The organism is Bacillus sp. FSL K6-2861 (assembly GCF_038630725.1).
Taxonomy (GTDB): Bacteria; Bacillota; Bacilli; order Bacillales; family Bacillaceae; genus Bacillus; species Bacillus velezensis.
In genome coordinates this window covers 1,296,341-1,322,428 of sequence record NZ_CP152037.1, presented here as the reverse complement: position 1 = coordinate 1,322,428, position 26,088 = coordinate 1,296,341, and the positions used below count along the sequence as shown (strand labels likewise).

The 26,088-nt window shown below is 47.4% G+C and carries 27 protein-coding genes and 4 riboswitches; of the genes, 10 read left to right on the top strand and 17 right to left on the bottom strand.

The window, feature by feature from the left end:
- Positions 1-120: 120 nt before the first annotated feature.
- Positions 121-286, bottom strand: a riboswitch (M-box (ykoK) riboswitch).
- A gap of 106 nt (positions 287-392) precedes the next feature.
- Together NYE62_RS06735 and NYE62_RS06730 are read right to left on the bottom strand one after the other, a co-directional pair.
- Entirely contained in the window at positions 393-530 is a 138-nt protein-coding gene (locus NYE62_RS06735; RefSeq protein WP_003154740.1) for a transcriptional regulator SplA domain-containing protein, read from the bottom strand.
- A gap of 88 nt (positions 531-618) precedes the next feature.
- Positions 619-1,881 carry a glycoside hydrolase family 18 protein gene (locus NYE62_RS06730; RefSeq protein ID WP_241458155.1) on the bottom strand — a complete coding sequence of 421 codons (1,263 nt, stop codon included), beginning with the start codon at positions 1,879-1,881 and terminating at the stop codon, positions 619-621.
- Positions 1,882-2,029: 148 nt separating this feature from the next.
- A riboswitch (TPP riboswitch) is annotated at positions 2,030-2,142 on the top strand.
- Positions 2,143-2,321: 179 nt separating this feature from the next.
- Between NYE62_RS06730 and NYE62_RS06725 the strand changes: the two genes are divergently transcribed.
- The 3 genes from NYE62_RS06725 to NYE62_RS06715 are packed head-to-tail and all read left to right on the top strand — an operon-like array spanning position 2,322 to position 5,281.
- The gene (locus tag NYE62_RS06725) at positions 2,322-2,921 is read left to right on the top strand and encodes an ECF transporter S component (RefSeq protein ID WP_003154744.1); all 600 of its coding nucleotides are present in this window, start codon (positions 2,322-2,324) and stop codon (positions 2,919-2,921) included.
- On the top strand, positions 2,908-4,545 hold the full coding sequence (locus NYE62_RS06720) for an energy-coupling factor transporter ATPase (protein ID WP_342497312.1): 1,638 nt from the start codon (positions 2,908-2,910) through the stop codon (positions 4,543-4,545). Before NYE62_RS06725 ends, NYE62_RS06720 begins: the two co-directional genes overlap by 14 nt.
- Complete coding sequence (locus tag NYE62_RS06715) at positions 4,520-5,281, top strand: energy-coupling factor transporter transmembrane component T (protein WP_342497311.1); 762 nt, start codon at positions 4,520-4,522, stop codon at positions 5,279-5,281. The genes NYE62_RS06720 and NYE62_RS06715 overlap by 26 nt, the downstream gene beginning before the upstream one ends.
- A 45-nt stretch (positions 5,282-5,326) precedes the next feature.
- Here the strand turns inward: NYE62_RS06715 and NYE62_RS06710 are convergent, their stop codons facing one another.
- Positions 5,327-6,160, bottom strand: coding sequence for an STAS domain-containing protein (locus NYE62_RS06710; RefSeq protein WP_241458151.1), 834 nt, complete (start codon positions 6,158-6,160; stop codon positions 5,327-5,329).
- A 219-nt stretch (positions 6,161-6,379) separates the two neighbouring features.
- Here NYE62_RS06710 and NYE62_RS06705 point away from each other — a divergent pair, with 219 nt between their 5' ends.
- Positions 6,380-7,339, top strand: coding sequence for a S8 family peptidase (locus NYE62_RS06705; RefSeq protein WP_241458149.1), 960 nt, complete (start codon positions 6,380-6,382; stop codon positions 7,337-7,339).
- 139 nt (positions 7,340-7,478) lie between these two features.
- Positions 7,479-7,633: riboswitch (SAM riboswitch) on the top strand.
- Between the two features lie 83 nt (positions 7,634-7,716).
- Positions 7,717-10,005, top strand: coding sequence for a 5-methyltetrahydropteroyltriglutamate--homocysteine S-methyltransferase (gene metE / locus NYE62_RS06700; protein WP_099566682.1), 2,289 nt, complete (start codon positions 7,717-7,719; stop codon positions 10,003-10,005).
- A 47-nt stretch (positions 10,006-10,052) separates the two neighbouring features.
- Here the strand turns inward: metE and yeiL are convergent, their stop codons facing one another.
- Positions 10,053-10,724, bottom strand: coding sequence for a transcriptional regulator YeiL (gene yeiL / locus NYE62_RS06695; RefSeq protein ID WP_244805645.1), 672 nt, complete (start codon positions 10,722-10,724; stop codon positions 10,053-10,055).
- An 81-nt stretch (positions 10,725-10,805) separates the two neighbouring features.
- Here yeiL and NYE62_RS06690 point away from each other — a divergent pair, with 81 nt between their 5' ends.
- Together NYE62_RS06690 and NYE62_RS06685 are read left to right on the top strand one after the other, a co-directional pair.
- Positions 10,806-11,990: an MFS transporter gene (locus tag NYE62_RS06690; RefSeq protein ID WP_244805644.1), complete on the top strand. Its 1,185-nt coding sequence runs from the start codon at positions 10,806-10,808 to the stop codon at positions 11,988-11,990.
- A 271-nt stretch (positions 11,991-12,261) separates the two neighbouring features.
- Complete coding sequence (locus tag NYE62_RS06685) at positions 12,262-13,287, top strand: collagen-like protein (RefSeq protein WP_342497310.1); 1,026 nt, start codon at positions 12,262-12,264, stop codon at positions 13,285-13,287.
- Positions 13,288-13,307: 20 nt separating this feature from the next.
- Here the strand turns inward: NYE62_RS06685 and NYE62_RS06680 are convergent, their stop codons facing one another.
- The 4 genes from NYE62_RS06680 to NYE62_RS06665 form a co-directional block, all read right to left on the bottom strand.
- Positions 13,308-14,435: a glycosyltransferase gene (locus tag NYE62_RS06680; RefSeq protein ID WP_144664145.1), complete on the bottom strand. Its 1,128-nt coding sequence runs from the start codon at positions 14,433-14,435 to the stop codon at positions 13,308-13,310.
- A 4-nt stretch (positions 14,436-14,439) separates the two neighbouring features.
- Complete coding sequence (locus NYE62_RS06675; RefSeq protein ID WP_144664144.1) at positions 14,440-14,901, bottom strand: hypothetical protein; 462 nt, start codon at positions 14,899-14,901, stop codon at positions 14,440-14,442.
- Positions 14,902-14,922: 21 nt separating this feature from the next.
- Positions 14,923-15,507 carry a hypothetical protein gene (locus NYE62_RS06670; protein WP_222122214.1) on the bottom strand — a complete coding sequence of 195 codons (585 nt, stop codon included), beginning with the start codon at positions 15,505-15,507 and terminating at the stop codon, positions 14,923-14,925.
- A 140-nt stretch (positions 15,508-15,647) separates the two neighbouring features.
- Positions 15,648-16,058 (bottom strand): organic hydroperoxide resistance protein, encoded by a 411-nt coding sequence (locus NYE62_RS06665; protein ID WP_003154758.1) that lies wholly within the window; start codon positions 16,056-16,058, stop codon positions 15,648-15,650.
- A 75-nt stretch (positions 16,059-16,133) separates the two neighbouring features.
- On the opposite strand from NYE62_RS06665, the gene NYE62_RS06660 reads away from it, so the two are divergent.
- Positions 16,134-16,643, top strand: coding sequence for a MarR family transcriptional regulator (locus tag NYE62_RS06660; protein ID WP_020953982.1), 510 nt, complete (start codon positions 16,134-16,136; stop codon positions 16,641-16,643).
- Positions 16,644-16,670: 27 nt separating this feature from the next.
- On the opposite strand, the gene NYE62_RS06655 is transcribed toward NYE62_RS06660, so the two are convergent.
- From NYE62_RS06655 to NYE62_RS06620, 8 genes are all read right to left on the bottom strand, one after another.
- Positions 16,671-17,096 carry an organic hydroperoxide resistance protein gene (locus NYE62_RS06655; protein WP_007610880.1) on the bottom strand — a complete coding sequence of 142 codons (426 nt, stop codon included), beginning with the start codon at positions 17,094-17,096 and terminating at the stop codon, positions 16,671-16,673.
- Positions 17,097-17,209: 113 nt separating this feature from the next.
- Positions 17,210-18,457 carry a glutamate-5-semialdehyde dehydrogenase gene (gene proA, locus NYE62_RS06650; protein WP_015417313.1) on the bottom strand — a complete coding sequence of 416 codons (1,248 nt, stop codon included), beginning with the start codon at positions 18,455-18,457 and terminating at the stop codon, positions 17,210-17,212.
- Positions 18,454-19,566 carry a glutamate 5-kinase gene (gene proB, locus NYE62_RS06645; RefSeq protein ID WP_060675386.1) on the bottom strand — a complete coding sequence of 371 codons (1,113 nt, stop codon included), beginning with the start codon at positions 19,564-19,566 and terminating at the stop codon, positions 18,454-18,456. The genes proA and proB overlap by 4 nt, the downstream gene beginning before the upstream one ends.
- A 369-nt stretch (positions 19,567-19,935) precedes the next feature.
- Positions 19,936-20,838, bottom strand: a complete 903-nt coding sequence (purU, locus tag NYE62_RS06640; RefSeq protein WP_007407234.1) for a formyltetrahydrofolate deformylase — start codon at positions 20,836-20,838, stop codon at positions 19,936-19,938.
- Positions 20,839-20,912: 74 nt separating this feature from the next.
- On the bottom strand, positions 20,913-21,227 hold the full coding sequence (locus NYE62_RS06635; RefSeq protein ID WP_007407235.1) for a multidrug efflux SMR transporter: 315 nt from the start codon (positions 21,225-21,227) through the stop codon (positions 20,913-20,915).
- The gene (locus tag NYE62_RS06630; RefSeq protein ID WP_015239709.1) at positions 21,227-21,565 is read right to left on the bottom strand and encodes a multidrug efflux SMR transporter; all 339 of its coding nucleotides are present in this window, start codon (positions 21,563-21,565) and stop codon (positions 21,227-21,229) included. Before NYE62_RS06630 ends, NYE62_RS06635 begins: the two co-directional genes overlap by 1 nt.
- A gap of 66 nt (positions 21,566-21,631) precedes the next feature.
- Positions 21,632-21,740: riboswitch (guanidine-I (ykkC/yxkD leader) on the bottom strand.
- A gap of 12 nt (positions 21,741-21,752) precedes the next feature.
- Positions 21,753-22,298: a GNAT family N-acetyltransferase gene (locus NYE62_RS06625; protein WP_144664138.1), complete on the bottom strand. Its 546-nt coding sequence runs from the start codon at positions 22,296-22,298 to the stop codon at positions 21,753-21,755.
- 99 nt (positions 22,299-22,397) lie between these two features.
- Positions 22,398-22,916, bottom strand: coding sequence for an acyl-CoA thioesterase (locus NYE62_RS06620; protein ID WP_007407238.1), 519 nt, complete (start codon positions 22,914-22,916; stop codon positions 22,398-22,400).
- Between the two features lie 189 nt (positions 22,917-23,105).
- On the opposite strand from NYE62_RS06620, the gene NYE62_RS06615 reads away from it, so the two are divergent.
- Both NYE62_RS06615 and NYE62_RS06610 read left to right on the top strand, forming a co-directional pair.
- On the top strand, positions 23,106-23,966 hold the full coding sequence (locus tag NYE62_RS06615) for a dimethylarginine dimethylaminohydrolase family protein (RefSeq protein ID WP_144664136.1): 861 nt from the start codon (positions 23,106-23,108) through the stop codon (positions 23,964-23,966).
- A 70-nt stretch (positions 23,967-24,036) separates the two neighbouring features.
- Positions 24,037-25,086 carry a lactonase family protein gene (locus tag NYE62_RS06610; protein WP_032866102.1) on the top strand — a complete coding sequence of 350 codons (1,050 nt, stop codon included), beginning with the start codon at positions 24,037-24,039 and terminating at the stop codon, positions 25,084-25,086.
- Positions 25,087-25,113: 27 nt separating this feature from the next.
- Here NYE62_RS06610 and NYE62_RS06605 read toward each other — a convergent pair whose 3' ends face one another.
- Entirely contained in the window at positions 25,114-26,085 is a 972-nt protein-coding gene (locus NYE62_RS06605; RefSeq protein ID WP_064116103.1) for an oligopeptide/dipeptide ABC transporter ATP-binding protein, read from the bottom strand.
- Between the last annotated feature and the right edge of the window lie 3 nt (positions 26,086-26,088).

Below are 26,088 nucleotides of genomic sequence, written 5' to 3'. Positions count from 1 at the left end.
ATACTCGAATGGGGAGAATCCATACTCCGCACCTCCTTATCATGCTCAGTCGTGTACGTTTTGAGGCATAAAAAAAACCTTCTGATATGAAGGCGAAAACAAGCACGGCAAATAAACGTGCGGGGCCTCCAATCGTAGAGCTTTAGCACTGTATGGCATAGGACAGCCATCCAGCTGCGTTAAGAATCACCTTATGTCGATGATTCCTGTTGACCCATTGGCGTCTTTGGACATTTTTGGGCAGCAGCGTATCTCCATACAGGAGCCTCACCTAACGAAGTTCTTATTTGAATTGACACACTGAGATTACAGAAAAAAAAGGAATGTGTCAACCTTAAATTTGTGATTTCAGCACATGCCTATAAAATAAACGGAATAAAGGCATAAAGCCCTTATTCCGGCAAATCGCTTTCATCCTCTTCTGAAAGGAAATGATAGGATTCATGCAGCATGAGCGCGTACTCCCCTTCTTTTGTCGGATGCGGTACATACTCAGCCTCGTTGATATACTGCTCTTCCCTTTTCTTCATATGACAGACCTCCTGTTCAATTTTAGATTGTCCAAAAGAAGATCCGTTATCATAGGAAAAAAAATTACTTACGGAGCGGGACATGCAGCTATATTTTTCGGATCGTGAAAAAGTTCCTAAGCAGCCACGGGCCCGGTTTGAAACCGAGCGTTAATTGCCACGCGCCGATCGCCTGCAGTCCGAACTCCCGAACGAGAACCATTTTTTCACTCATGCTCCGCACATCCTCAAACCACACTTCATGCGTTCTTCCATTTTCATCAGTATACCGGAAGTAAGGGGAACGCTCCTGCTGGGAATAACGGATCACTGATTGATGCTTCATGGCCGTTTCCATGGCGCGCTGATTGGAGATGGCGGATCCTATCGTTCCCGGACGGTACGGAATCACCCAATCATACCCATACAGCGGAACACCGAGAATCACTTTTCTTCTCGGCACCCTGCTGATGGCAAAATTGATCGTTTGCCTGACCTCTGTCAAAGGCGCCACGGGTCCCGGCTCACTGCCGGCGTGGTGCCAGTCGTACGCCATAATGAACATATAATCGACGACGGCTCCGATTCCGCCGTAATCATATCCCCTCAGCCACGGCACTGCATCACTTGTTTTTGCCGGAACCGATATCGTTAACGCGAGCTGATGCTCTGAAAGCCGGGTTTTTAACTGCCGGAGAAATCCTGTGAAGAGGTCCCTGTCAGCTTCTCTGATCCGTTCAAAATCGATATTTACACCGCCGTATCCCTTTCTTACGGTTAAGGAGACGATATTGTTGACGAGATTCGTTCTTGCCGTCGGATTTTGCAGCACTTGATGGGCTAATTCCGGACTGAATCCCCCTTCTGTCAGATTCGTAATGACGGCAAGCGGGCGCACTCTGTTCTGCCATGTGGTTTCTATTGCGGTTCTGTCGTTTAAATCGTTAATGATGTCTCCGTTCGGGCCAAAATGATATTCAAACAAAGAAATCGCCGAAGAATACGGCGCAAAATCATTAATTAGCTCTCTATCCGCTTCAGGCGTCCGAATGACATAAAATTGCAGGGTTCCCGCAAGATAGTTAGAGATATCAGGGATCTTCACTTTCATACCCGCCCGCAGCCGGTTCGGCGGAATATCCGGGTTTGCCTGCATCAGCTGCATCTGCGGCACATAAGCCTTACCTGCGATAACGGCATACGTATCATTCGGCTGAACCGTATATTCATTAAGAGGGATTAAAAGCGCCTGCCCCGGAACGATATTCGTTTCCTCAAGCCCGTTGACGCCTCTGATGCTGTCAACAGGGTATCCGTACTTTCTGCTGATGGAAAATAACGAGTCGCCAGACTGCACTGTATGAACAAACATAGATGTCCTCCGTTTCCTTTTGATCAAAAGGGCTCTTCTTATCTTTATGAATGATCATCCGGTCCGATTCCAAACTCTGTTCGGAGAAAGGCTGTTTACAAATCAGACATGATCAACTATGATGATGTCATCATAAAAAACTGTATAGGAAACGCACTAGGGGTGCTGTTATCGGCTGAGATAAAACATGCGGCAGGCGTGTTTGATCCCTTATAACCCGATCTGGATAATACCAGCGTGGGGAAGTGCAGATTGACCGGAGCGCAGGGTTTTTCCCCATGCGTTTTCGTTCTGCTGCTGCATATTCCCTCGGATATGCAGTTTTTTATTTTTCATTAAAAAACGGGGGAGGACACCGCAATATGAAACTGAATATGAACCGCCTGTAAAATCATTTCTTTCATACATACGACTATCCGATAAGAAAGCAGGAGATCACAATGAAAAATTGGAAAATGAGAGAAATTGTCGTCATGTCCGTCATCAGTGTTGTATTTGCTGTCATTTATTTAGTATCAACTCATGCAAGCAATATAGCGGCAGGATTTTTTGGCCGGATGAGCTATGAACCGATTTACGGTATCTGGTTTATCGTCTCGGTGATTGCCGCGTACATTATTCAAAAACCGGGAGCGGCTCTCGTTTCTGAAATCATCGCCGCGTTTGTGGAGTGCTTACTCGGAAATCCGTCAGGACCGATGGTGATTCTGATCGGGATCGCACAGGGAATCGGTGCGGAAGCGGTCTTTTTAGCGACACGCTGGCGGGTGTATACCCTGCCCGTGCTTCTTTTATCCGGTATGGGGTCTTCTGTGACAAGCTTCATTTATGACTTGTTCGTTTCCGGATACTCTGTATTGAATCCGGGTTTATTAGCCGTCATGCTTCTCATCCGTCTGGTCTCAGGTGCGCTTCTTGCCGGCCTTCTCGGCAAAGCAATCAGTGATGCGCTGGCTTACACAGGAGTGCTGAACGGCATGGCGCTCGGAAAACAATTCAAGAAGAAAAAGAAACAGGTGAACCAAGATGCAGGCATCTGATCCCCTTCTATCGGCCGGCCGTCTTACCTTTTCTTATGATCAGGATGAAAAGCCGATTCTTCAAAACGTGTCCTTTCAGCTCCGGAAAGGAGAGCGGGCTTTATTGCTCGGGCCGAGCGGATGCGGCAAAAGCTCGCTCGCTCTCTGTTTAAACGGTCTGTACCCGGAAGCATGCGATGGGGTTCAATCGGGAACCGTTTCTTTATACGGAACACCTCTTTCACATCTGACAGAGCCCGCCGCCAGATCCATCGGCGTCGTGTTTCAAGATCCGGACCAGCAGTTTTGCATGCTGTCGGTTGAAGATGAAATCGCCTTCGGCCTGGAAAATTTGCAATATACAAAAGAAGATATGGATGCAATCATCGATGACGTTTTGGCAAAATTAGAGATCACTCATCTGAAAACGCGAACGATCGCTTCGCTGTCAGGCGGTTCAAAACAAAAAGTGGCGCTTGCCTGTATCATTGCGATGGAACCGGAACTCATTATTTTGGACGAACCGACGGCACAGCTTGATCCATATTCCGCACGTGAATTAGTGCGGCTGATCAAAGATCTTCAAGCAAAAAAAGGCTTCGGCCTTCTCGTTATCGAACATCAGCTTGATCATTGGGCGCCGTGGATGGACAGGACGATTGTCCTTGACGAAACGGGTCAGAAGGTGATGGACGGAGAGACGGACGTTATCTTTGAAACAAAGATTGAAGAGCTGATGCAGCTCGGCATTCCGATTCCGCGTGTGATCTCATTGCAGGAGCACGTCAGCATTCCTTTTACATTGTGTAAAGAAAAGCTGTTTCACGAACCTGTACCATCTCTGCCCGAACCCCGGCCCGCCGCGCTTTCGGCAGAAGACGCGCTGAGCGTTCACGAGCTGTCATTCTCAAGAGGGGCAGACGTCATTTTTCAAGATGTGAGCTTTTCCGTAAAAAAAGGTTCAATCACCGCGATTGCCGGCCCTAACGGAACAGGAAAAACAACGCTCCTGTCTGCCGCGGCCAAGCTCATCCGTCCGCTGGGCGGAGACATCAAAATAGACGGCAGACCGATTGATTCCTATTCTGAAAAAGAGCTGCGGCGGCTGATAGGATATGTTTTCCAAAATCCTGAACACCAGTTTGTCACAGATTCCGTCATTCAAGAGCTGATGTTCGGTTTTGAAAGCAGCAGAGCCGCAAAGGAGAAAGCTCTTCAGCTGTTAACCCGATTCGGCCTGAGACGCCATGCCTCACAGCATCCGTTTTCTTTAAGCCAAGGACAAAAACGCCGGCTCAGCGTCGCAACGATGCTTATGCACAATGTGAACGTTTTGATGCTTGATGAACCGACTTTCGGACAGGATGCCAAAACGGCGCGGGAGTGTATGCAAATGCTCCGTGAGATTCAAAAGGAAGGAACGGCTGTTTTGATGGTGACACACGATATGGAACTCGTCTCAGATTATGCCGACACGATCCTTGTGCTCTGCGGCACGAAGCTGGTATACCGCGGAACGCCCGACTCATTGTTTTCTGATCATATCGGAATCGCGGAGCGGGCGCATTTGGCTTTGCCCCTGCGGTATGAATGGATGAAACACGACAGGAGGCGGAGAAATGAACTTGCGGCTGGAGGCTGTTAACCCGTCAATAAAGGCGGCGGCTGTATTGTTATGCGTCATTATGCTGTCGTTTATTTATAATCCGTACACCCCTGCTTTGTTTTATATCATCATTGCGGGAGGCGTCCTCTCGGCGGGGCGTGTGCCGCTGAAAAAATGGCTGCTGTTCACGATTCCGTTTGTCATTCTGGCCTTCGGTTCTTTATGGACAGCCGCCGTATTCGGAAACGTCCCGACAACCGGAAGCAACCTGCTGTTTAAGCTCGGGCCGATTGCCGTCAACAGTGATAACGCGGCGCTCGGGATTTCTATCGCGTTTCGTATTTTATGTTTTTCCGCTTTGTCGATGATGTTTCTTTTCACAACCGATCCGATTCTGTTCATGCTCAGTCTGATTCAGCAGTGTAAGCTGCCGCCCAAGCTTGCATACGGCGTTATCGCGGGGTTCCGGTTTCTCCCTCTTCTGAAAGATGAAATCCTGATCATCCGGCAGGCGCACAGAATCAGGGGCGCGGGGTCTGATTCCGGGCTGAAAGGAAAGCTCTCCGCCTTCAGGCGCTTCACCATTCCGCTATTGGCAGGCGCAATCAGAAAGGCGGAACGCACGGCGATCGCGATGGAATCTAAAGGCTTTACGGGGAGCCGAAACCGCACGTTTTACAGAACTGTTACCGTGCGCCGCGCCGACTGGTGCTTTTTCCTGCTCGTGCTTCTGTTATTCGGCGCAAGCTGGCTCATTTCATTGATGTTTGTATAAAAACAGGCCGCCGGAGTGATTCGGCAGCCTGTTTTGTTATGTATGTTATTGATGATAATTGAGAGCCTGAGCGAGATTGGACTTGATCGTAATATCTGAGAAATTAATGCCGAGCTGTACGGCGGTTTGAGCGATTTCCGGCCTGATTCCGGATAAAGTGGACGTGACGCCGATCAATTTCAGCGCCTCAACTAATTTAAAAATCTGATGCGCCACCATCGTATCGACAACCACTACACCCGACAGGTCAATTAACAGATGTTCAATCAGCCGTTTTGCACATGTGCTCAGCGTATTTTCAAGAATGAATTTGGCGCGCTCCGTGTCAATATCGCCGACAAGCGGCAGCAGCGCCGTCCGTTTGCTCAGCGTGATAACCGGCGAGCTTAACTCCAAAATCATTTCTCTTTGCGCATTCAGCTGCATTTTTGAGTTATGCTCGGCATGATCGACAAACGTGTAAATCGTAAAATCAAATACTTGTACAATTAAATTCTCCCATTTCTTCCTTTCTCCCTGTGCAAACGAAGATTCATGTTTATCGGCAAACGCATCATAATAACTGATGTATAGTCTCCGGTTTCTCATGAATTCACGGACCACATACTGTACGGGAGTATCCAGATGCTTCTGGTCTTTCGCAAGCTCAATCACCCACTGCTCGAACTCTTCTAAAAATTCTTTTTTCGGCATGATATACATTTTATTAATATGCCGGTAAAATTCTTTATCCTGCTCCGTCAGTTCTTCTGTGATGACGGGATTTGTCAAAGAATAAATCGAATTCGGATCCGAATCTTCCATCGTTTCGATCCACTCTTTCGCAATTTGATCCACTTGTTCTGAAAAATAGCTGTATAATGCTTCACTTATCTTCATATCTCTTCTCCTTTCCCATTTCCAATTATACCGTCAGCGGATCATGAATGAAAATAAAAGCTGTTAAACTATCCATTTATTTGAAATTTTTTAGTGCGATAGATTACGCCTTTTTTATGAAAATGCTTCAAATGACTCTTTCCGGCCGGCATGCTCTGCCATAAAATAGTAGCAACACCCTTGTATCCACTCGCAAGCATAAAAAAGGAGGGCTTTTTTATGAATGGTGAAATGCATTTGATTCCTTATGTCACGGATGAACAGATCATGGAGGTGAACGAGCTTCCAGAGGGGATTAAAGTGATTAAGGCGCCAGAGTTGTGGGCAAAAGGGTTTAAAGGCAAGGATATTAAAATCGCGGTGCTTGACACAGGCTGCGACATCAATCATCCTGATTTGAAAGACCGAATTGTCGGCGGGAAAAACTTCACCGATGATGACGGAGGCAAAGAAGACGCGATTTCCGATTATAACGGACACGGGACACACGTTTCCGGAACGATTGCCGCCAATGATTCAAACGGCGGAATTTCGGGTGTCGCGCCGGAAGCAAGCCTTTTAATCGTTAAAGTTCTCGGCGGTCAAAACGGCAGCGGCAAATACGAATGGATCATTAACGGCATCAACTACGCCGTTGAACAAAAGGCCGATATCATTTCCATGTCACTCGGCGGGCCAAGCGATGTGCCTGAATTGAAAGAAGCCGTCGAAAATGCGGTAAAAAGCGGTGTTCTGGTCGTTTGCGCGGCAGGAAACGAAGGTGACGGAGACGAGCGTACAGAGGAACTGTCGTATCCGGCCGCTTACAACGAAGTGATCGCAGTCGGATCAGTCTCAATCGCCCGTAAATCGTCTGAATTTTCAAACGCAAATAAAGAGATTGACCTGGTGGCTCCGGGAGAAAATATTCTCTCCACCCTTCCCAACCATAAATACGGGAAGCTGACGGGCACTTCAATGGCCGCCCCGCATGTGAGCGGAGCGCTTGCCTTAATAAAAGGGCTTGAACAGGACGCGTTTCAGCGGACGCTTTCTGAGGCTGAAGTCTACGCCCAGCTCGTGCGGCGGACCCTTCCTTTGGACATCGCCAAAACATTGGCCGGGAACGGATTTCTGTATTTAGACGCGCCTGAAGTACTGATGGAAAGAGCCGAACAGGCACAGCTGCTGTCTTTCTGATATTTTTCTCATATAATGATTGATCAGCTTGTCATATCACCAATTTTTAAAATGTGAGATTTTCTATTGACAGTGGTCTGAATAAGCTGATAAGATAACCAACAAATGATGTAACTTTTCAAAAAAATTTAAATATTTTCTCTTATCGAGAGTTGGGCGAGGGATTGGCCTTTTGACCCCAACAGCAACCGACCGTAATTCCATTGTGAAATGGGGCGCGTGATTTTTGCGCCGAGACGACTGTCTCATAAGGCACGGTGCTAATTCCATCAGACGTGATCTGAGAGATAAGAGAGGCTTGCATTTTGAAGTTAAAGCCTCTTTCTCTCATGAGAAAGAGGCTTTTTTGTTACATCTCACTTAAAGGAGGAAACTTAATGACAACAATCAAAACTTCGAACCTCGGTTTTCCGAGAATCGGCTTGAACAGAGAATGGAAAAAAACGCTTGAGGCTTATTGGAAAGGTAACACTGACAAAGAAACGTTTCTTAAAGAACTTGACGGTTTATTCTTATCAGCTGTCAAAACACAGCTTGACCAACATATCGATATCGTGCCGGTCTCTGATTTCACCCATTATGACCATGTGCTTGATACAGCCGTCAGCTTTAACTGGATTCCGGAAAGATTCCGCAGCATCACGGATCCCGTTGATACATACTTTGCGATTGCCCGCGGTGTAAAAGACGCCGTTTCCAGTGAAATGACGAAATGGTTTAATACCAACTACCATTACATCGTTCCTGAATATGACGAAAGCATTGAATTCCGTCTGACGAGAAACAAACAGCTTGACGACTACCGCCGGATCAAAGAAGAATTCGGAGCGGAAACGAAACCTGTCATCGTCGGTCCGTATACATTTGTCACGCTTGCGAAAGGATACGAAGAATCAGAAGCGAAAGCGATTCAAAAACGCCTTGTTCCTCTTTATGTTCAGCTGCTGAAAGAACTTGAAGCTGAAGGCGTAAAATGGGTTCAGATCGATGAGCCGGCCCTTGTGACAGCTTCTTCTGAAGACGTCCGTGCCGCAAAAGAACTCTATGAATCTATTACAAAAGAGCTTTCAGGGCTGAATGTCCTCCTGCAGACATACTTTGATTCGGTTGATGCATATGAAGAACTCGTTTCTTATCCCGTACAGGGAATCGGGCTTGACTTCGTGCATGATAAAGGCAGAAACCTTGATCAGCTGAAAAAGCACGGCTTCCCGAAAGATAAAGTGCTGGCAGCCGGTGTGGTCGACGGCCGCAACATTTGGAAAATCGATGTTGAAGAACGCCTTGATGCAGCTCTGGATATCCTCAGCCACGCTGATGTTGAGGAGTTATGGATTCAGCCTTCAAGCAGCCTTCTGCACGTGCCGGTGGCGAAACACCCTGACGAGCATCTTGAAAAGGATTTGCTGAACGGCCTGTCATACGCTAAAGAAAAACTGGCGGAACTCGGCGTCTTAAAAGAAGGGCTTCTGTCCGGCAAAGCGGCCGTCAGTGAGCAGATCGAAGAATCAAAAGCGGCACTTAAGGCTTTAAAAGCATTCGCAACAGGAGCGAACTCAGCTCAAAAAGAAGAGCTGAATCAGCTGACGGAAAAAGATTTCTCCCGTCCGGCCAGCTTTGAAGAACGATTGGCGCTGCAGAATGAATCACTCGGTCTTCCCCTTCTGCCGACGACGACAATCGGAAGCTTCCCTCAATCTGCCGAGGTGCGGAGCGCACGGCAAAAATGGCGGAAAAAAGATTGGACGGATGAACAGTACCAAGCCTTTATTAATGCGGAAACGAAGCGCTGGGTTGACATTCAGGAAGAAATCGGCTTAGACGTGCTCGTTCACGGAGAATTCGAGCGGACGGACATGGTAGAATACTTCGGTGAAAAACTGGCCGGATTCGCCTTTACGAAATATGCATGGGTGCAGTCTTACGGTTCACGCTGCGTACGTCCGCCTGTCATTTTCGGAGATGTCGAATTTATCGAACCGATGACGGTAAAAGATACGGTCTACGCCCAATCGCTGACGGAAAAACACATGAAAGGCATGCTGACGGGACCTGTCACCATCTTAAACTGGTCATTCCCGCGTGTGGATATTTCAAGAAAAGAAATCGCCTTCCAGATCGGGCTTGCCCTCAGAAAAGAAGTAAAAGCGCTTGAAGATGCCGGTATTCAGATTATCCAGGTAGATGAACCCGCGCTCCGCGAAGGACTGCCGTTAAAAACGCAGGATTGGGATGAATATTTAACTTGGGCCGCAGAAGCATTCCGGTTAACGACGTCTTCTGTGCAAAATGAGACGCAGATTCATACGCATATGTGTTACAGCAACTTTGAAGATATCGTAGATACGATCAATGATCTTGACGCGGATGTCATTACAATCGAACACAGCAGAAGCCACGGAGGATTTTTAGAATACTTGAAAGAACATCCTTACGTGAAAGGCCTCGGACTCGGTGTATACGACATTCACAGCCCGCGTGTGCCGGCAACTGAAGAAATCTATCAAATTATTGATGACGCGCTTGAAGTGTGTCCGACTGACCGCTTCTGGGTAAACCCGGACTGCGGACTGAAAACAAGACAGCAGGAAGAAACCGTTGCGGCATTAAAAAATATGGTCGACGCCGCGAAACAGGCACGAAAAAAACAAGCTCAGCTTGTATAAAAAAACAGCCATCCGCAAATCGCGGGTGGCTGTTTTTTCTGGGCGTGCTATTTATTCTTCAGCGCCTTCGCAAGTTCACTTAGTGAATCATGCTGCTTAATTTGATAGCACCGCCCTTCTTTTTGTAAATACCCTTTTTGGCAGAATTGCGTCAGCACATGCAAGAGATGACGGTAAGATACACCCAAATAATCACAGACCGTTACGTGCTTCTCTTTATAAACCCCTTCATAAGCCGTCTGCAAAATAAAATCGGCCAGCCGGTTTTCAAGCGGGAACGCCAGACTTTGTGAATATTTCGAAGCCATAAGCGTCGCCTTAGCACTTAAAAACTTAGCCAACTCACGCAGGAATTTCGCATCCTGCAGCAATTGCGCGCGGCAGCGGTTAATAGGCAGAGCAAAACAAACAGTCTTCGCTGAGGCTTGAATTCCTTTTGTGTAATACACTTCATGTAATAGTTCCATCTCTCCGATGTAATCATTTTTGTTGATAAAATTAATTAAAGAAACTTTCCCGTTTTGGTGGGTTACATATATTTTCGCTTTTCCTTCAATCACGTAAAACAGGAAGTCAGGCCTCCTGCCCTCTTGAATAATCCATTCGTCCCGCTCATATTCGCGCACTTCCATAAACTCTTCAGCGGGGAAAGAGAATAAATGCGCGATTGAGTGTTTTTTTAACTGATGCCGCTTTTTCTCGCCTTTATAAATTTCCATCGTCCACCCCAAAAATATGAGATATCTCATATTGTCTTTATGTCTTTACATGATAACATGCCAATTAAAGGAGGAACGGGAATGAAAGCATATCGCTGGATGAGTCTGCATTTTTTTAGTTTTTTTATGACATGGGGTGTTTTTCTGCCCTATTGGACGGGATGGATGGTGCATATAAAAGGGGTTTCCGTACCCGAAGCCAGTTTCATTATGAGCTTGGGCTTGGCGGCAAGAGGGATTTCCACATTATTTTTCTTCCCTTATTTATCAGGAAAATTCAGCAGCAAAGCCTTATTAAACGGCGCCAGAATCGGGACGTTTCTCGCACTTTTATGTTATATTCCCGCTGATTCTTTTCAAAGCCTGCTTCTTGTCACATTAGTGCTGCATGTGTTTTATCCTGCTTTAATGCCTGCTTTAGACAGCGCTTGCGGCGTCCTTGTACAGCATAACGAATTAAAGGCCTATGGGACAAGCCGGCAGTGGGGGTCCGCGGGTTTTGTTTCAGCCGGCGTCATCCTGTCCGTCTTTACAAGTATATTCGGAGATCAAGCGATTTTATGGGCACTGCTTTTGGGCACCCTGATATTCGCATGCCTCAGCTTTATGCATGCGCCAGCTGTTCTTTCAAAACGGCCGGAAACAGACCGCGCAAGAAAAGAGGGCATGTTTGCTTTATTCCGCATCAAATATTTCGGTCTGGTGCTCGCAATCGTTATCTTACTGCAGGCGGCACACGCGTCTTATTACAATTACGGTTATCTCTTTTTGCAGGAAATCGATGCCCCCGCTTATGCCATCGGAATCATTATCAACATCGCCGTTATCGCGGAGATTATCTTCTTTGCAATCGCTGACCGATACTTTCATCAATTTACGGCAGGCTCTTTGCTCGCCTTGGCGGCGCTTGGTGCTACCGTACGCTGGATACTCGTATTTGCATTTCCGCATGTCATCATTTTCTGTATTGCGCAGACGCTGCATGCCTGTTCATTCGCGATGGGACACTATGCATTTATGAAATACTTAATTAAAAATATTTCACCCGCGCAAATCCCGAAAGCCCAAGGCATATATTCAGCGCTTGCTCTCAGCTGGAGCACTGCGGTATTTACTATTTTCGGAGGTTTTTTATATGAAATTGAACCCCGGTATGCCTTTATCGGAATGATTGTTTGTACGATCCCATCCATGCTTCTCGCCCTTTTATACAGAAAACTTGAAATGAAAAAGAGAGTTTTTGCAGGAAACGCACAAGATATATAGCCATCGCTTTATAGACGATCACATGTCCCGCTGTCATTTTGACCGATTTGCGAATGCTGTGCGATGTATTTTCTCTATATTTAAAGTATTTCCTTCATATATGATGAAATCAAAAACAGCGGTATAACCCGCTCAATTGGTTTATAAAGGGAATCCATTCAGAAACTTGGACAGAATCCGTGAATATACTGATACAGTACTGCTTACGCTCATTTCGGGGAACTTTGTTCGTAATAAAATGATTTTCAGCCAACTCATAAGGAGGGACATTGTGTCACAGCCTAATTTGCCCAATATCACCCCTGTCGTTACACTTTCCAGAGACGATACCATTAACCTTCTTCTTTCGTCAATTGCTATGGAAGAGCTGGGAATGGCACATATTCTGAATGCGGAAGGTGAAAAAATCCAATACGCGCTCGGAGCGATTCCCGGATTAACAGGGCCCCCGTCAAGTCTTGCGGATATTCTTAACCTGAATGAGAGCGTCCGGGATACGCTTGACAGCTTAATGAAACAGGAGCTTCTTCTCGGTTCAAAATTGGACAGTATCTCAAATATCCCTACACTGGCGGGACCGACTGGTGCTACGGGGCCGACGGGATCTACGGGAGCAATCGGACCGGCCGGAGCGACGGGGCCAACCGGATCGATCGGACCTACGGGGGTCACCGGTGCGGGCCTTCAAGGGATTGTTGCTTTTAATCCGCTGATTGCCCCCACTTACACAACCGGACAGGTTGTCTTGTATAACGGAAGCTCTTACGTCGCAAACGTAAACAGCCCGGCGGGAACCCCTGGAGCCTCAGCTGACTATACACTTTTAGCTGCGGCGGGAATCACCGGCGCTACTGGCGGCACGGGACCAACCGGAAGCACCGGAACAAGTCTGACAGCAACTTCCGGCTATGCGAGCAATACGGGCGGCGGTGTTGTCGCAGTTATTGTCGGCGGCACGACCATTTCCTTACCGAATGAACAAAACCTTTCGGCAGATATTACGGCTAATGCCGCAAATACCATATTTACCGTTGCTCCGGCGGGACGGTACTATATTTCCTACCATATTAATTTAACGGCCGGCTTGCTTGTAAGTTCGCGTATTTTAATCAACGGCACTCCTCCTGCAAGTTCGATTATCGCCCCGGTCGCGTCTTTGGCAAACTTTAATAACTCCTTTATTGTGACTTTGCCAGCAGGCAGCACAATCCAGCTTCAGCTGTTCGGATTATTGGGTGCGGCCACATTGCTTGGAGGAAGCGTCGGTGCAGCTTTAAACATTATTCGATTATCTTAGTGGAACATGCAAAAAAAGGATCAGGCGTTTGTCCGCTGATCCTTTTTTAATTGAGACAGAAGTTCTTTCGCGGGTTTAAATTGAGGATTGAACTTCACCGATTTTTTGGCGTAAGCGATGGCCGTCATATCATGGTTTAATGCAGCATGGCATTTCGCCATATAATAAAAGGCTCTGAAATTGGCGGCACCTTTTAAAATGAAGTGATCAGCGTTTTCTCCTTCAACCTGCGTTCCGTTTTCAAATGCTTTGATTGCCGCTCTGTACTTTTTCAAATGATATAATACAAGGCCTTTATAATAATGAAGATTGCTGTAATCAGGATATAGCTTGAGCACTTTTTCAATCCCTTGTTCGGCTTCTTCATACCGTTTGAGCTCAAGCAATATTGTATATTTCAAATAATACAGGAGAGACGGAGGCATTCGTTTTTCGCTTAAAAATTGAAAAATTGAGCCGTTAACAAGATGTAATGCTTTTTCATAGTCTTTGATTCTGTAGCATTCACTTGCCAAATGATAGACAAGCCACGGATCAGGATTTTCCTCTGAAAGCTCTTCATTTAAAATGCTGATATTCCGTTTATGTTTTTGCTTGATCTTTTCTTCCTGCTCCAAGTAGCCGTAGTGATGAATCACACATGGAAGCGTGAAAAAAGCATTGTTTTCTTCCTCATTGGGAGCCGAGATATTCTCGTGAATTCTGCCTTGATACAGAAGGCCTTTATGATTGCGGAACAGTCTCGGCTGCATGCTTTCAAACGCTTCGTTTTCATCGAGCTGCTTCCCTGTATAATTGATGATTTTCAAAAGACCCCGGCTCGGTAATCCGTCATGAAGCAGCGAAGTTAAAAAGCGGCCCGTCTCCTGATCGAGCTCTTCATCCGCGTCAAGCACTAAAATCCAATCCCCTTCGGCATGCTGCAGGGCGTAATTTCTGGCCTTTGCGAAATCATTCTCCCATTCGAAATCAAACACTCTTGCCTGAAAGCTTTTGCATATATCTTTTGTATTATCTTGTGATCCGGTGTCTGCGATGACGATCTCATCAGCGATATCTTGTACACTTGATAAACAACGGGAGATGTATCTCTCCTCGTTTTTCACAATCATGCAAAGAGTCAGTTTACACTCAGCATTTCCGCTCATTTTCTCACCTTTCCCGATTTTGGAGTTGTTGATTGAACCAAGGCCGTTCAGGAGTGCCGTTCATCGTTATGATGACAGGCCGCACCCATCTGACGGCAGGTTCGGCAGTTTCCGTATCCCATTCCTGAAGCTGCCTGACAGCCCGCTTCGTAATGGGATGCGCCCGGAATTCGCGCGGGCTTTCAAAAATGAATTTTTTCGTTCGTTCCGTAACTGTCTTCATTTCATGAAAGTGCCGCTCATACATCTGCTTCTGCTCTTCTTCCAGGCTGATCATTAAAAACAGACGGCCGCCCGTTTCCATCTGCCAGCGGCACAATGCGGAGAACAGCCTGATTTCTTCTTTGTAATCTGAATCCCTTCTTTTATCCACGGTCACAGATAATATATGTAACAGCGCAATCGTGAGACAATGCATGGCTTCAAAAGATGCCTGTTTCGCTTTTGAGATGGTTGGATACGGCATATGCTTCACCCGTCTCTTTTTTTATGAACGCTCCCCGCCTTTTTTCTTCCAACCGCAGTCCTCACAATCCCCGCACTCACAGCAGCCAATGCGGCCGTAAAACAGGCCGTCACACGGATCTTCCGGATCACTGGGATCGTCTGGATTCCACGGGTCATCAGGATCGCCCGGATCACTCGGATTGCTCGGGTCGTCCGGATTCCACGGGTCATCAGGATCGCCCGGATCACTCGGATTGCTCGGGTCGTCCGGATTCCACGGGTCATCAGGATCGCTCGGATTACTCGGATTGCTTGGGTCGTCCGGGTCCATACAGACTTCAGAATCCTGTAAGAAGATAATGTCCTCAAGCTTCGTCTGCAAAAGGAGTTGTGATTTCATGACGGTGCGCAGGAGCCGTTCAGTGCTTCTATTGATTGATGACAATTCCTCCAAGGAGGGATCACCGGAAGCGCCGAGAAACATTTGAATCCTTTCCGCTTCCGCCTGCAGAATATGGGATAGTCCGATTTCTTCCATAGCCACGGATGAAAGAAGGAGGTTCAGGGTCTCACATCTGGAGAGTGTAATGTCGGGGGTGATGTTCGGTATGTTTGGAAGAGACATCGATTTCTCCCTCTTTTCTCTTGGTGTCATTATGCAAAAGTGCTATATCGTATTCTTATTCCGGGAGAGAAGAGATCATTACTGATGTTTTCGTTAATAAAATATCCCGGATATAAAATCCGGGATATTCGTTCGGTTATTTATTTTAATTCAAGTTTGACGTCTACATTTCCTCTTGTTGCTTTTGAATACGGACAGAACTCGTGAGCGGCGTGCACTAGCTTCTCCGCCGTTTCTTTGTCAAGATCTTTTGTATCAATGACGAGCGTTACGCCGATTTTGTAACCTCCGTCACTCTCATCTTTTAAAAGGCTGACCTGTCCTTCAATTTCAGAGGTCATGTCGATTTTTTGTTTTTGGGCGGCGAGCTCAAGCGCTCCCCCGAAGCAGGCAGCATACCCTGCCGCAAAGAGCTGTTCAGGGTTTGTGCCGGTTTCTCCGTCTTTTTTTGCATTCGGCATGATGATGTCAAAATCCAGCACCCCGTCTTCGGATTTAATATGTCCTGCTCGTCCGCCGACTGCGGTCGCTTTTGAAGTAAATAATGCCATTATTATCAGCCTCCTCATTGTACTTACTGTATATATTGCCCCTGCTCATATTTTTAAACATGATTGGAATAGGAAATGGTTCGTTTTTCGGCTACAATAGGGGTAACGTTAACAAACAAAGAGTTGGTGAAAGAAGTAATGGCAGAAAAAGATTTTGAACATATGAAACTGGAGAATCAGCTTTGTTTTTTGCTGTACGCAAGCTCAAGGGAAATGACGAAACGGTACAAACCGCTGCTTGATAAGCTCAACGTAACTTATCCCCAATATTTGGCGCTGCTTTTATTATGGGAGCACGAAGAACTGAATGTGAAACGGATGGGTGAGCTTTTGTACCTGGATTCCGGAACGCTGACACCGATGCTGAAACGGATGGAGCAGCACGGAATTATCATGAGAAAGCGGTCGGCTGAAGACGAGCGATCCGTGACGATCAGACTCACAGATGAAGGACGGGCCTTGCAGAAAACAGCGGCGGATATTCCCATTGCCATGCTGGAACAGACGGGACGGTCAAAAGAGGAATTAAAGCAGTTAAAGCAGTCGCTTTATGAGGTTTTGAATACGCTGCACGGCAAAAAATAAGGATGCCCCGAATGGGCATCCTTATTTTTATTCTGCTGCCAGAAGCTTCACTTCAATATTTCCCGCTGTCGCTTTTGAATACGGACAGACACCGTGCGCTTTTTGGATAAGGGCTTCAAGCTCCTGTTTATCAATGCCGGATGCTTTGACCTCAAGCGTAACGCCTAGTTTATATCCTTGGTCTGCTTCATCTTTCAGCAGACTGACATGCGCAGTGACCTCTGTTTCAATACTCAGACGCTCTTTTCTCGCTACGAGCTGAAGAGCGCTGTCAAAGCAGGCTGAATATCCTGCGGCAAACAGCTGTTCAGGGTTTGTAGCATGTTCGAGCTTTTTTGCTCTTGGCGTTCCCGGCATGGCAACATCAAGATTCAGCACTCCGTCAGAAGACGTGACTTTCCCTTCACGTCCGCCGGCGGCTGATACGGTTGCAGTAAATAATGGTTTTGTCATGTGAATTCACCTCTTTTATATTGTGTACAATTTAATTTTACACAATATAAAAGAGACCGTCAATCTTTCCGCATAAAAAAAGCCTACCCTTTTTGAAGGATAAGCTTAAAAGATTATACGCGGATTTGCCCGTTTCCTTTGATGATGATTTTTGTAGATGTTAACGCCGGAAGCCCCATCGGCCCTCTCGCGTGAAGCTTTTGCGTGCTGATGCCGATTTCGGCTCCGTATCCGAATTCAAAACCGTCCGTAAACCGGGTTGAAGCATTATGATACACGGCGGCGGCGTCAACGGCGGTCTGGAAGTAAGCCGCATGCTCGGCGTTCTCCGTCAGAATGGCTTCTGAATGGTTTGTGCCGTACTGCTGAATGTGGCGGACCGCCTCCTGTACGTCCTGCACCGTTTTCACACTGAGAATCGGCGCCAGGTACTCCGCTCCCCAATCGGCTTCTTCTGCTTGTTTCGCTTGAGGCTCCAGTCCGCAAATCACCTGGTCTCCTCGGAGCTCCACCCCTTTTTCTGTCAGCTGATTCAGCAGCTTTCGCCCGTGTTCTTCGGCCCATTTTTCATGAATCAAAAGAGATTCAATCGCGTTGCAGACCGAAGGACGCTGTGTTTTGGCATTGATGACGACCTCGCTTGCCATTTGAGGATCTGCTGACTCATCTATGTACACGTGGCAATTGCCCGCTCCGGTTTCTAAAACGGGTACGGTTGATTCCCTGACCACAAGATCAATTAAATTTTTACCGCCGCGCGGGATCAATACATCCAGCCCGTCATTTAATGTAAATAGCTGTTTGGCGGTTTCTTTGCTTGTATCTTCTATGAGCTGAACGGCATCAATCGGAAGCTTTGACAGCCCCAGAGCGCGTTTCATCACACTGACAAGCGCTATGTTGCTGTGGATGGCGGAAGAACTTCCTCTGAGCACAACCGCGTTTCCGGTTTTCAGGCAGAGTGTGGCCGCGTCTACGGTAACGTTCGGTCTGGCCTCATAGATCATGCCCACTACTCCAAGGGGCACGCGGATTTTTTCAATGGATAATCCATTCTCTTTTTGAATGGTCTCCAGCGATTCACCGACGGGATCTTCAAGACCGATCAGCAGTTCCACGGCGTCCGCGATATCGAGCAGGCGTTTTTCATCAAGAGTCAGCCTGTCAATAATGTCAGGTGTCAGTCCTCTGTTCCGTCCCGCTTCAATATCTTTCTGATTCTCTGTTAAAATCAGCCGGCGTTCATTTCTGAGTCCGTCTGCAATACATTGGAGCGCTTCGTTTTTTTCAGCCGTCGTTTTCATGACCATTTCGGCAGCCGCTTCTTTTGCCAAGGCTGCTTTTTGCAATACTTCACTCATTTGTGTTCCCCCTCGTCAAATAAATTCACCCAATCATCTCTGTGAATCACTTCCACCTGCTTCGTTCCTGAAAGCTGGTCGCTCCGCTTCCCTTTGACTTCTAAAATTTCATCGGATGAGTACTGCGTCTGCCCTTTGCCGATCATGCCGCCGGGCCCTTTGACTTCCACTACGGCCCCTTTCGGAAAACTGCCGCAGACATCGGCGACGCCGGCCGGGAGGAGACTTGACCCGTTATGGATCATCGCCTGCTCCGCTCCCCCATCAATGATGATTTCCCCTGATATCGGAGAATGAAACATGATCCATTGCCGTGTATTATTCACTGAGGACAGGTCTTTATCGCCGATATAAGTGCCGTCGCCTTTTCCGTCTAAAATCACCATCAGTTTTTCCCGTCCGGAGCCGGTTCCGATAAATACCTTCACCCCGAGCGACAATGCGGTCTGGGCGGCGAGAAGTTTTGACTTCATACCTCCAGTGCCGACCTTTGAGCCTGCTGATCCGGCATATCCGAGCAATTCTGGTGTGATGTCATTCAGATAGTCGAACCGCTTTGCGTCCGGGTTTTCATTCGGATTGGCATCGTACAGCCCGTTAATGTCTGTGAGAATCATTAATTGGTCTGCATGAATCAAACCGCTTACAAGCGCCGACAGCATGTCATTATCACCGAACGTCAGCTCTTCGACTGATGTGGAATCATTTTCATTAATAATCGGCACGACGCCCCGCTCCAACAGTTCCATTACAGTGGCATAGGCATTTCTGTACCGCTCTCTTTTTGAGAAATCATTTCTTGTTAATAAAATTTGTGCCGGCGTCAGACCGTATCTTTTTAAATGGTCCATATATTGCTGCATTAAAAGCGTCTGGCCGACTGCGGCAGCTGCCTGCTTTCCTTTTATCGTAACGGGTCGCGACGGATAGCCGAGAGCGGAAAAACCCGCTGCCACCGCGCCTGAGGTAATGAGGATCACTTCATGCCCGTTTTCTTTTAATAAAGAAATGGCTTCCGTATGTTCCTTGATTTTTGCTTCATCAATACTTCCGTTACTGTTGGTGAGCGAGCTGCTCCCGATTTTCACAACAATTCTTTGTTTTTTCATCGTTTCTCCTCCGTGGCAATCAATCCAAACCGGCTCTCGTCAATAAAAAAAGCCCATTCCGTCCTGAAAAATAAGGACGAAATGGGCTTTCCGTGGTACCACCTTGTTTGAACGCGTTTTTCACGCGTCCCGCTTTCCTGTAACGCCAGGTTATCGCGCCTGAGTTTTCCCCTCAGGACTCCAAGGCAGGTTCGGCAGGTTTCATGCGGCAAAATGTTTCAGCGGGCCATTTTGCTCTCTGTCACAGAAAGTTCTGCGTACTGATCCTCTTCAACGCTCAATGATTTTTTTATATTATGCAAAGAAAACAGGTTCTTGTCAAGACATTTTCATGCATAAAAAACAGTCCGCCTCCCCGGCGGACCGTCATTAATTAAATACGATCGTTTTGTTTCCGTGAACGATGACGCGGTCTTCCAAATGCCATTTAACGGCTCTTGCCAACACGCTCCGCTCAATCGTTCTGCCGATATTCTTCAGATCCTCTGCGTGATCTCTGTGATCGACGCGTTCAATATCCTGTTCAATAATAGGCCCTTCGTCAAGATCGTCCGTCACATAGTGAGAGGTCGCGCCGATTAATTTCACTCCGCGCTCATAAGCCCGTTTATACGGATTAGCGCCGATAAAGGCCGGCAGAAATGAATGGTGGATGTTAATAATCCGATTCGGATGGGCAGATACAAAATCTGACGTCAAAATCTGCATGTAGCGGGCAAGAACGATCACATCAATCTTATACCGCTCCAGCAGCTCAAGCTGGCGCCGCTCCACTTCGGCGCGGATGTCTTTGTTAGCTTTCATGTAATGGAACGGAATATTCAGCGGTTCGACCACTTCTTTGGCCTCTTCGTGGTTGCTGATAACGACCGCAATTTCGGCCATCATATTGCCGCTTTGCCATTCCCAAATCAGTTCATGAAGGCAGTGCAGCTCCTTCGATACAAAGATCGCCACCCGCTTCAGCTCACTTGCCAGAGACAGGCTCCATGTCATGCCGAATGTCTGGGCGATTGAGGCGAACGCCTGCTGTAAGTCCTCTTTTTTCTCACGAATGCCCTTGCAGTCGAATTCGATCCTAAGAAAAAACCGTCCGCCTTCAGGGTCAGTCGTGTATTGATTTGATTCAATAATGTTTGCGCCATGTTCAAACAAAAACGCCGACACGGCCGATACAATTCCCGGCTGGTCGGGGCAGCTGACAAGCAGGCGCCCTTTTTCCTCATTCCCGCGGCGGTATTCTTTCAGCCGCTGTGTCATATATGAATTCATCTGTTTTAATCCCTCGTATCTTCATAATTCGTAACTTACTAATAGATTATACTGAAGATTTGATAAAAATCAATTTACGAAAGAATTTTCAGCCCTACGGCAGCGCATAAAATAAGCGCAATGAAAAAGATGCGCTTCGCATCCTTCTGCTCGCCGTAGAAAAGAATGCCGGCTAATGCGCCGCCCGCCGTGCCGATACCGGTCCAGATCGCATAGGCCGTGCCCATCGCGATCGTCTCCATCGCATAAGAAAGCAGGGAAAAAGAAGCCGCAAATCCGGCGATAATGAAAAGAATCCATTTGACTTTCTTTTCTTTTTGAAATTGATTCATTAAAATGACCCCAAGCATTTCACAAAGACCCGCGGCTATCAGGCTGATCCAATGCATTACGCCTTCTCCTCCTTCGTCTCAGGCTTATCCTGTGTGACCAGCTTTAATCCGATGACACCGATCAGCAAAACGCCGATCAGCACGATTTTCACCGGATCGGCCTGCTCTTTGAAAAGCAGGATTTCACTGAGCACGGTGCCCGCTGTCCCGAGTCCGGTAAAGACCGCATATACCGTTCCTACGGGCAGGCTGTCTGTCGCCTTGATTAATAGATAAAAACTGATGATGATTCCCACAATCGTGCCGCTCCACGCCAGTGCCGAATCAGCATGTTTCAGGCCGGTGACCCATACCACTTCAAATACGGCCGCTATGACCACTAAACCCCATTTCATGTTCTTCACCCTTTCTGTATCCGGACAATACAAAAAAGCCCGGATAGTCGTCTCACATGAGATTGACTCTCCCGGGCTTTTTTCCCTCCGTGTGCATATGCGGGATATGTCCGCATATGTGTTTTCTCTCGGACCAGGCCATGTATGAACATGCGGAACCCTAGAAAACATGTCTGTTCGTATCATACTACATTTCGCCGAAACGTTCAACGTCAGATTTGATGTCAAAAACCGTCAGCTGCCTCTCCCATTTGGTAACGGTCTCACCGGGCACCATACCGATTTTTTCCGCGACACGGACGGAGGCAGCGTTTTCCGGATCAATCAGCGCCGCTATGCGTCCGTATTGCTGCGTATGAAAACCGTAGTCCAGACAGGCGTTCGCCGCCTCTGTCGCATAGCCGCAGCCCCAGCGGCGGCGGGCAAACATATAGCCGATTTCCATCAAAGTGTTTCCGTTTACCGTCTGCGGAACGATTCCGCATTGACCGAGAAATGCGCCCGTCTCTTTATCCTCTGCGATCCAAAGACTGACGCCGTATCCTGCGGCCAATCGTTTGTTCCAGGCAATCCATTCCTTCGTTTCCCGTCTGCTTTTAAGAGAAGGATAATATTTCATGACCTCTCTGTCGGTAAACAGCCCGTACAAATTTTCTTCATCGTCATCCCGCATAGTCCGCAGACGGATACGCCCGGTTGTCAGGATGGTGCCGGAAGACTTATGTTTCATCATGCACGCCACGTCTCCTTTCCCTGTAATAGATTATGGATCCGGCAGGAAAAGTCCTTTCTCAGCATAAAAAAACCGCTTTTTAAAAAAGCGGTTTGACGATTACCAAGGTTTATTTGTTCCGAGCGCCTCGGCCAGGGCCTTGCTGTGTTTTAAGCGGTTTTTTCGTTCTCCGGCGCGCTGAACGGCCGTATTGTGAAGCATGATTTCTTCCTCGGTTTCCGGCACGATCCGCGGAACGGGTACCGATTTCCCGTTTGAATCAAGCGCGACAAAGGTCAGAAACGACGTTGCCGCAAGCTCGCGTTCGCCCGTCATCAGATGTTCTTTAATGACTTTGACAAACACCTCCATAGACGATGTACCGACCCATGTGACGTAAGATTCAAGGCATACGGAATCCTGTTGGCCGATGGGGCGCAAAAAATCTACAGAATCCATTGAGGCCGTGACTGTTTCACACCGGCAGTGGCGTGCCGCGGAAATTGAAGCGATATCATCAATGTAGCTCATCAGCTTTCCGCCAAACAGCGTATTGTGATTATTCGTATCAAGCGGAAAAACCCTGCTTGTTTTAACAACCCTTGTTTCTTTGCAAAATCTTGATTCTGGCAACTTCATATTATTTAAACTCCCCTTTGGTGTCTGGTCGTTTTGACTCATTCATCTGTACCCTATTAAACAATACTTTGATCGTTTTGTCTAAAATTTTAAATATTAAGTTGGTTAGATATTCTCTCATAAATGTTTTATTATTCATCACATCCGGGAATAATAAACGCACATTGAATACCGATAGGAGGATATCACATGGACATATCTATTCCCAAATCCACGCGGAAACCGGCTTGCCGCAATGAGTTTGATGCTTTGCAGACAGTCATCTTATGCCGGCCGGAACACATGGCCATCAAGGATATTATTAACGGAACGCAGAAACATTTCAAACAAGAAAATGTTAACATACCCGTTGCCCTCAAACAGCATAGTGAGTTTATTGACATTTTAAGATCTCATCAGATTGAAGTCGTCCTGCTGCCTGCCGATCCCGCATTGCCTGAACAGGTATTCACCCGGGATATCGGATTTGTTTTAGGCGAGACGGCGTTTGTTTCAAACATGGCGGCTTCAGTCCGGCAGGGAGAAGAAAAAGTGTTTCAAAACCTGCTTGACAATAAGAAAATCCCTTATACGCGACTGAAAAAAGCGAATATTGAAGGCGGCGACATCTTGATCGCAGACGGCACCGTTTACGCCGGGCTGAGCAAGCGCACGGATAAAGCGGCTGTCCGGGAGCTGCAGGAGGCGCTGCCGGAGATGACAGTTGTGCCGATCCCTCTCAAGGAGGATTTCTTACATTTAGACTGTGTATTTAATATGATCTCGGAAACGGAAGCGCTATACTGCAAAAATGGCTTGCGGCAGAAAGAAATTGATCTTCTCGCCGAACGTTTTGAGATGATAGAAGTGCCTGAAGAAGAGCAATTCACGCTCGGCCCGAATATCCTGTCAATCGGCAATCAGACAATTATCAGCCTGCCGCAGCACCGTCATACGAACCGCGAGCTCAGAAAAAGAGGTTATACGGTCATTGAAACCGAGTTTTCCGAAATTATTAAATCAGGCGGTTCCTTCCGCTGCTGCACCTTGCCGCTTGTCAGAACATCTTAAACATTTACAAGGCAGTTTCCTTCAAGATACGTTAATATAGAGAAGACAAGACTCTAAAGGGGGAAACCGAATGGCTAAGTACATAGGATACGCGGGAACATATACAAAAGGCGGAAGCGAAGGCATTTATTGTTTTGAACTTGATACAGAAGCGAAACGGCTCAGCCGTCCGAAGCTGGCAGCAAAGCTCGGCAACCCGACATACGTCACTCCGAATTCTGATAACAGCATGCTGTATTCCATTGAAAAGGCAGACGGAAAAGGCGGCGTCGCAGCCTATCAGATTCATCAGAACAGCGGGGAATTAACTTTTGTGAACCACCAGCTGATTGAAGGCCCGTCTCCATGCCACGTCAGCATTGATGATAAACATGAATATGTGTTAACCGCTAATTACCACAGCGGAAAAGTGCACGCCTTTCCCGTCAATGAAGACGGAAGTCTGCGGGAGCCGGCTGCCGAAGCCGCTCATACGGGAACAGGTCCTCATGAAAGACAAGAGAAACCGCATACCCATTTCGCAGGCTATACACCTGAGCATAACTACATTGCAGCCGTCGATTTAGGGACGGATACGCTTTATACTTACCAAATGAAAAACGGTTCGCTCACAGAGGTGAAAACTCACTCTTTCGCACCGGGTTCAGGGCCGCGCCACATCGTTTTCCATCCGGCGGAAAAATACGCCTATGTCATGACGGAAATCAGTAATGAAGTCATCGCGCTTGAATACAACCCGACCTTAGGTGAATTCAGAGAGCTGCAGGTCATTTCCGCTTTGCCTGAAGGCTTTACGGACAAATCGCAAGGCAGCGCGATCCGCATATCTAAAGACGGCAGATTTCTTTATGCCGCCAACCGCGGACATGACAGCATCGCCATCTATAAGATCAACCAATATTCCGGCGAATTGTCTCTTCTTGAATGGGTGCCGACAGAAGGAAACTGGCCGCGTGATTTCGCGTTTGACCCTTCCGAGACATTCCTTGTCGCGTCAAACGAAGAAACGGGAAATCTGGTTTTGTTTGAACGCGACCCGGAAACAGGCAAATTGACTCTGCTTCAATCTGACATTCCGGTTCCGTATCCGGTCTGCGTGTCATTTCTGCATCAGGTTTAATTAAAAAAGAAAGCTGACTTTATATTGTCAGCTTTCTTTTTTGTATAAATGGCAGGCGACAAAACGCCCCGCCTTCACTTCTTCAAGCTCAGGCGTTATCTTACCGCAGAGCTCCATCGCTTCAGGACACCGCGTCCTGAATACACAGCCGCTCGGCGGGTTAAGGGGGCTCGGCAGCTCCCCTTTCAGAATAATCCGTTCACGCTTGTCCTCAAGAAGCGGATCAGGAATCGGGATTGAGGATAAAAGCGCCTTCGTATAAGGGTGAAGCGGTTCCCGGTAAAGCGCAGCGCTTTCTGTAATTTCCATCATGCGGCCCAAATACATCACGCCGATCCGGTCGCTGATATGCTTGACCATTGATAAATCGTGAGCGATAAATAAAAATGTCAGCCCTTTCTCTTTCTGAAGCCTTTTTAAAAGGTTGACGACCTGAGCCTGTACCGACACATCCAGCGCGGAAATCGGCTCATCCGCCACGATAAATTCGGGATGCAGAGAGAGCGCTCTGGCAATCCCGATTCTCTGCCTCTGTCCGCCGCTGAATTCGTGGGGATACCGGCTGCCGAAATCCGGATGGAGCCCGACAGCTTCAAGCAGTTCATCCGCCATCATCAGACGGGCTTTTCTTGTATTGTAAAGATTGTGGATTTCCATCGGCTCCATAATAATTTCACTTACGGTCAGGCGCGGATTTAACGAGGCGTAAGGGTCTTGGAAAATCATCTGCAGCTTGCGGAAGAAGACCGACCGCTGTTCTGCCGCGGCACGGTGTATATCCGTCCCTTCATATGATACCGAACCGGCCGTCGGGTCATACAGACGGAGAATAACCCTTCCGAGCGTCGATTTACCGCATCCCGATTCTCCGACAAGTCCGAATGTTTCCCCTCTTTTAATGTGAAAGCTGACACCGTCGACTGCTTTTACGGCTTTCTTTCTTCCTGCGTCAAAATGCATTTTCAGCCCGCTGACTTCAAGGAGCGGAGATGCCGTCATTTT

What these genes read in the sequence shown, in the direction of transcription:
- NYE62_RS06715 (WP_342497311.1), top strand. Translation starts at nt 4,520, where the DNA reads ATGAACTTGCGGCTGGAGGCTGTTAACCCGTCAATAAAGGCGGCGGCT.
- purU (WP_007407234.1), bottom strand. Translation starts at nt 20,838, where the DNA reads ATGAATTCATATATGACACAGCGGCTGAAAGAATACCGCCGCGGGAAT.
- NYE62_RS06605 (WP_064116103.1), bottom strand. Translation starts at nt 26,085, where the DNA reads ATGACGGCATCTCCGCTCCTTGAAGTCAGCGGGCTGAAAATGCATTTT.
- NYE62_RS06725 (WP_003154744.1), top strand. Translation starts at nt 2,322, where the DNA reads ATGAAAAATTGGAAAATGAGAGAAATTGTCGTCATGTCCGTCATCAGT.
- NYE62_RS06705 (WP_241458149.1), top strand. Translation starts at nt 6,380, where the DNA reads ATGAATGGTGAAATGCATTTGATTCCTTATGTCACGGATGAACAGATC.
- NYE62_RS06675 (WP_144664144.1), bottom strand. Translation starts at nt 14,901, where the DNA reads ATGCCGTATCCAACCATCTCAAAAGCGAAACAGGCATCTTTTGAAGCC.
- proA (WP_015417313.1), bottom strand. Translation starts at nt 18,457, where the DNA reads ATGAGTGAAGTATTGCAAAAAGCAGCCTTGGCAAAAGAAGCGGCTGCC.
- NYE62_RS06690 (WP_244805644.1), top strand. Translation starts at nt 10,806, where the DNA reads ATGAAAGCATATCGCTGGATGAGTCTGCATTTTTTTAGTTTTTTTATG.
- yeiL (WP_244805645.1), bottom strand. Translation starts at nt 10,724, where the DNA reads ATGGAAATTTATAAAGGCGAGAAAAAGCGGCATCAGTTAAAAAAACAC.
- NYE62_RS06680 (WP_144664145.1), bottom strand. Translation starts at nt 14,435, where the DNA reads ATGAGCGGAAATGCTGAGTGTAAACTGACTCTTTGCATGATTGTGAAA.
- metE (WP_099566682.1), top strand. Translation starts at nt 7,717, where the DNA reads ATGACAACAATCAAAACTTCGAACCTCGGTTTTCCGAGAATCGGCTTG.
- NYE62_RS06735 (WP_003154740.1), bottom strand. Translation starts at nt 530, where the DNA reads ATGAAGAAAAGGGAAGAGCAGTATATCAACGAGGCTGAGTATGTACCG.
- NYE62_RS06655 (WP_007610880.1), bottom strand. Translation starts at nt 17,096, where the DNA reads ATGACAAAACCATTATTTACTGCAACCGTATCAGCCGCCGGCGGACGT.
- NYE62_RS06720 (WP_342497312.1), top strand. Translation starts at nt 2,908, where the DNA reads ATGCAGGCATCTGATCCCCTTCTATCGGCCGGCCGTCTTACCTTTTCT.
- NYE62_RS06630 (WP_015239709.1), bottom strand. Translation starts at nt 21,565, where the DNA reads ATGAAATGGGGTTTAGTGGTCATAGCGGCCGTATTTGAAGTGGTATGG.
- NYE62_RS06610 (WP_032866102.1), top strand. Translation starts at nt 24,037, where the DNA reads ATGGCTAAGTACATAGGATACGCGGGAACATATACAAAAGGCGGAAGC.
- NYE62_RS06660 (WP_020953982.1), top strand. Translation starts at nt 16,134, where the DNA reads ATGGTTCGTTTTTCGGCTACAATAGGGGTAACGTTAACAAACAAAGAG.
- NYE62_RS06670 (WP_222122214.1), bottom strand. Translation starts at nt 15,507, where the DNA reads ATGTCTCTTCCAAACATACCGAACATCACCCCCGACATTACACTCTCC.
- NYE62_RS06615 (WP_144664136.1), top strand. Translation starts at nt 23,106, where the DNA reads ATGGACATATCTATTCCCAAATCCACGCGGAAACCGGCTTGCCGCAAT.
- NYE62_RS06710 (WP_241458151.1), bottom strand. Translation starts at nt 6,160, where the DNA reads ATGAAGATAAGTGAAGCATTATACAGCTATTTTTCAGAACAAGTGGAT.
- NYE62_RS06665 (WP_003154758.1), bottom strand. Translation starts at nt 16,058, where the DNA reads ATGGCATTATTTACTTCAAAAGCGACCGCAGTCGGCGGACGAGCAGGA.
- proB (WP_060675386.1), bottom strand. Translation starts at nt 19,566, where the DNA reads ATGAAAAAACAAAGAATTGTTGTGAAAATCGGGAGCAGCTCGCTCACC.
- NYE62_RS06730 (WP_241458155.1), bottom strand. Translation starts at nt 1,881, where the DNA reads ATGTTTGTTCATACAGTGCAGTCTGGCGACTCGTTATTTTCCATCAGC.
- NYE62_RS06625 (WP_144664138.1), bottom strand. Translation starts at nt 22,298, where the DNA reads ATGATGAAACATAAGTCTTCCGGCACCATCCTGACAACCGGGCGTATC.
- NYE62_RS06620 (WP_007407238.1), bottom strand. Translation starts at nt 22,916, where the DNA reads ATGAAGTTGCCAGAATCAAGATTTTGCAAAGAAACAAGGGTTGTTAAA.
- NYE62_RS06635 (WP_007407235.1), bottom strand. Translation starts at nt 21,227, where the DNA reads ATGCATTGGATCAGCCTGATAGCCGCGGGTCTTTGTGAAATGCTTGGG.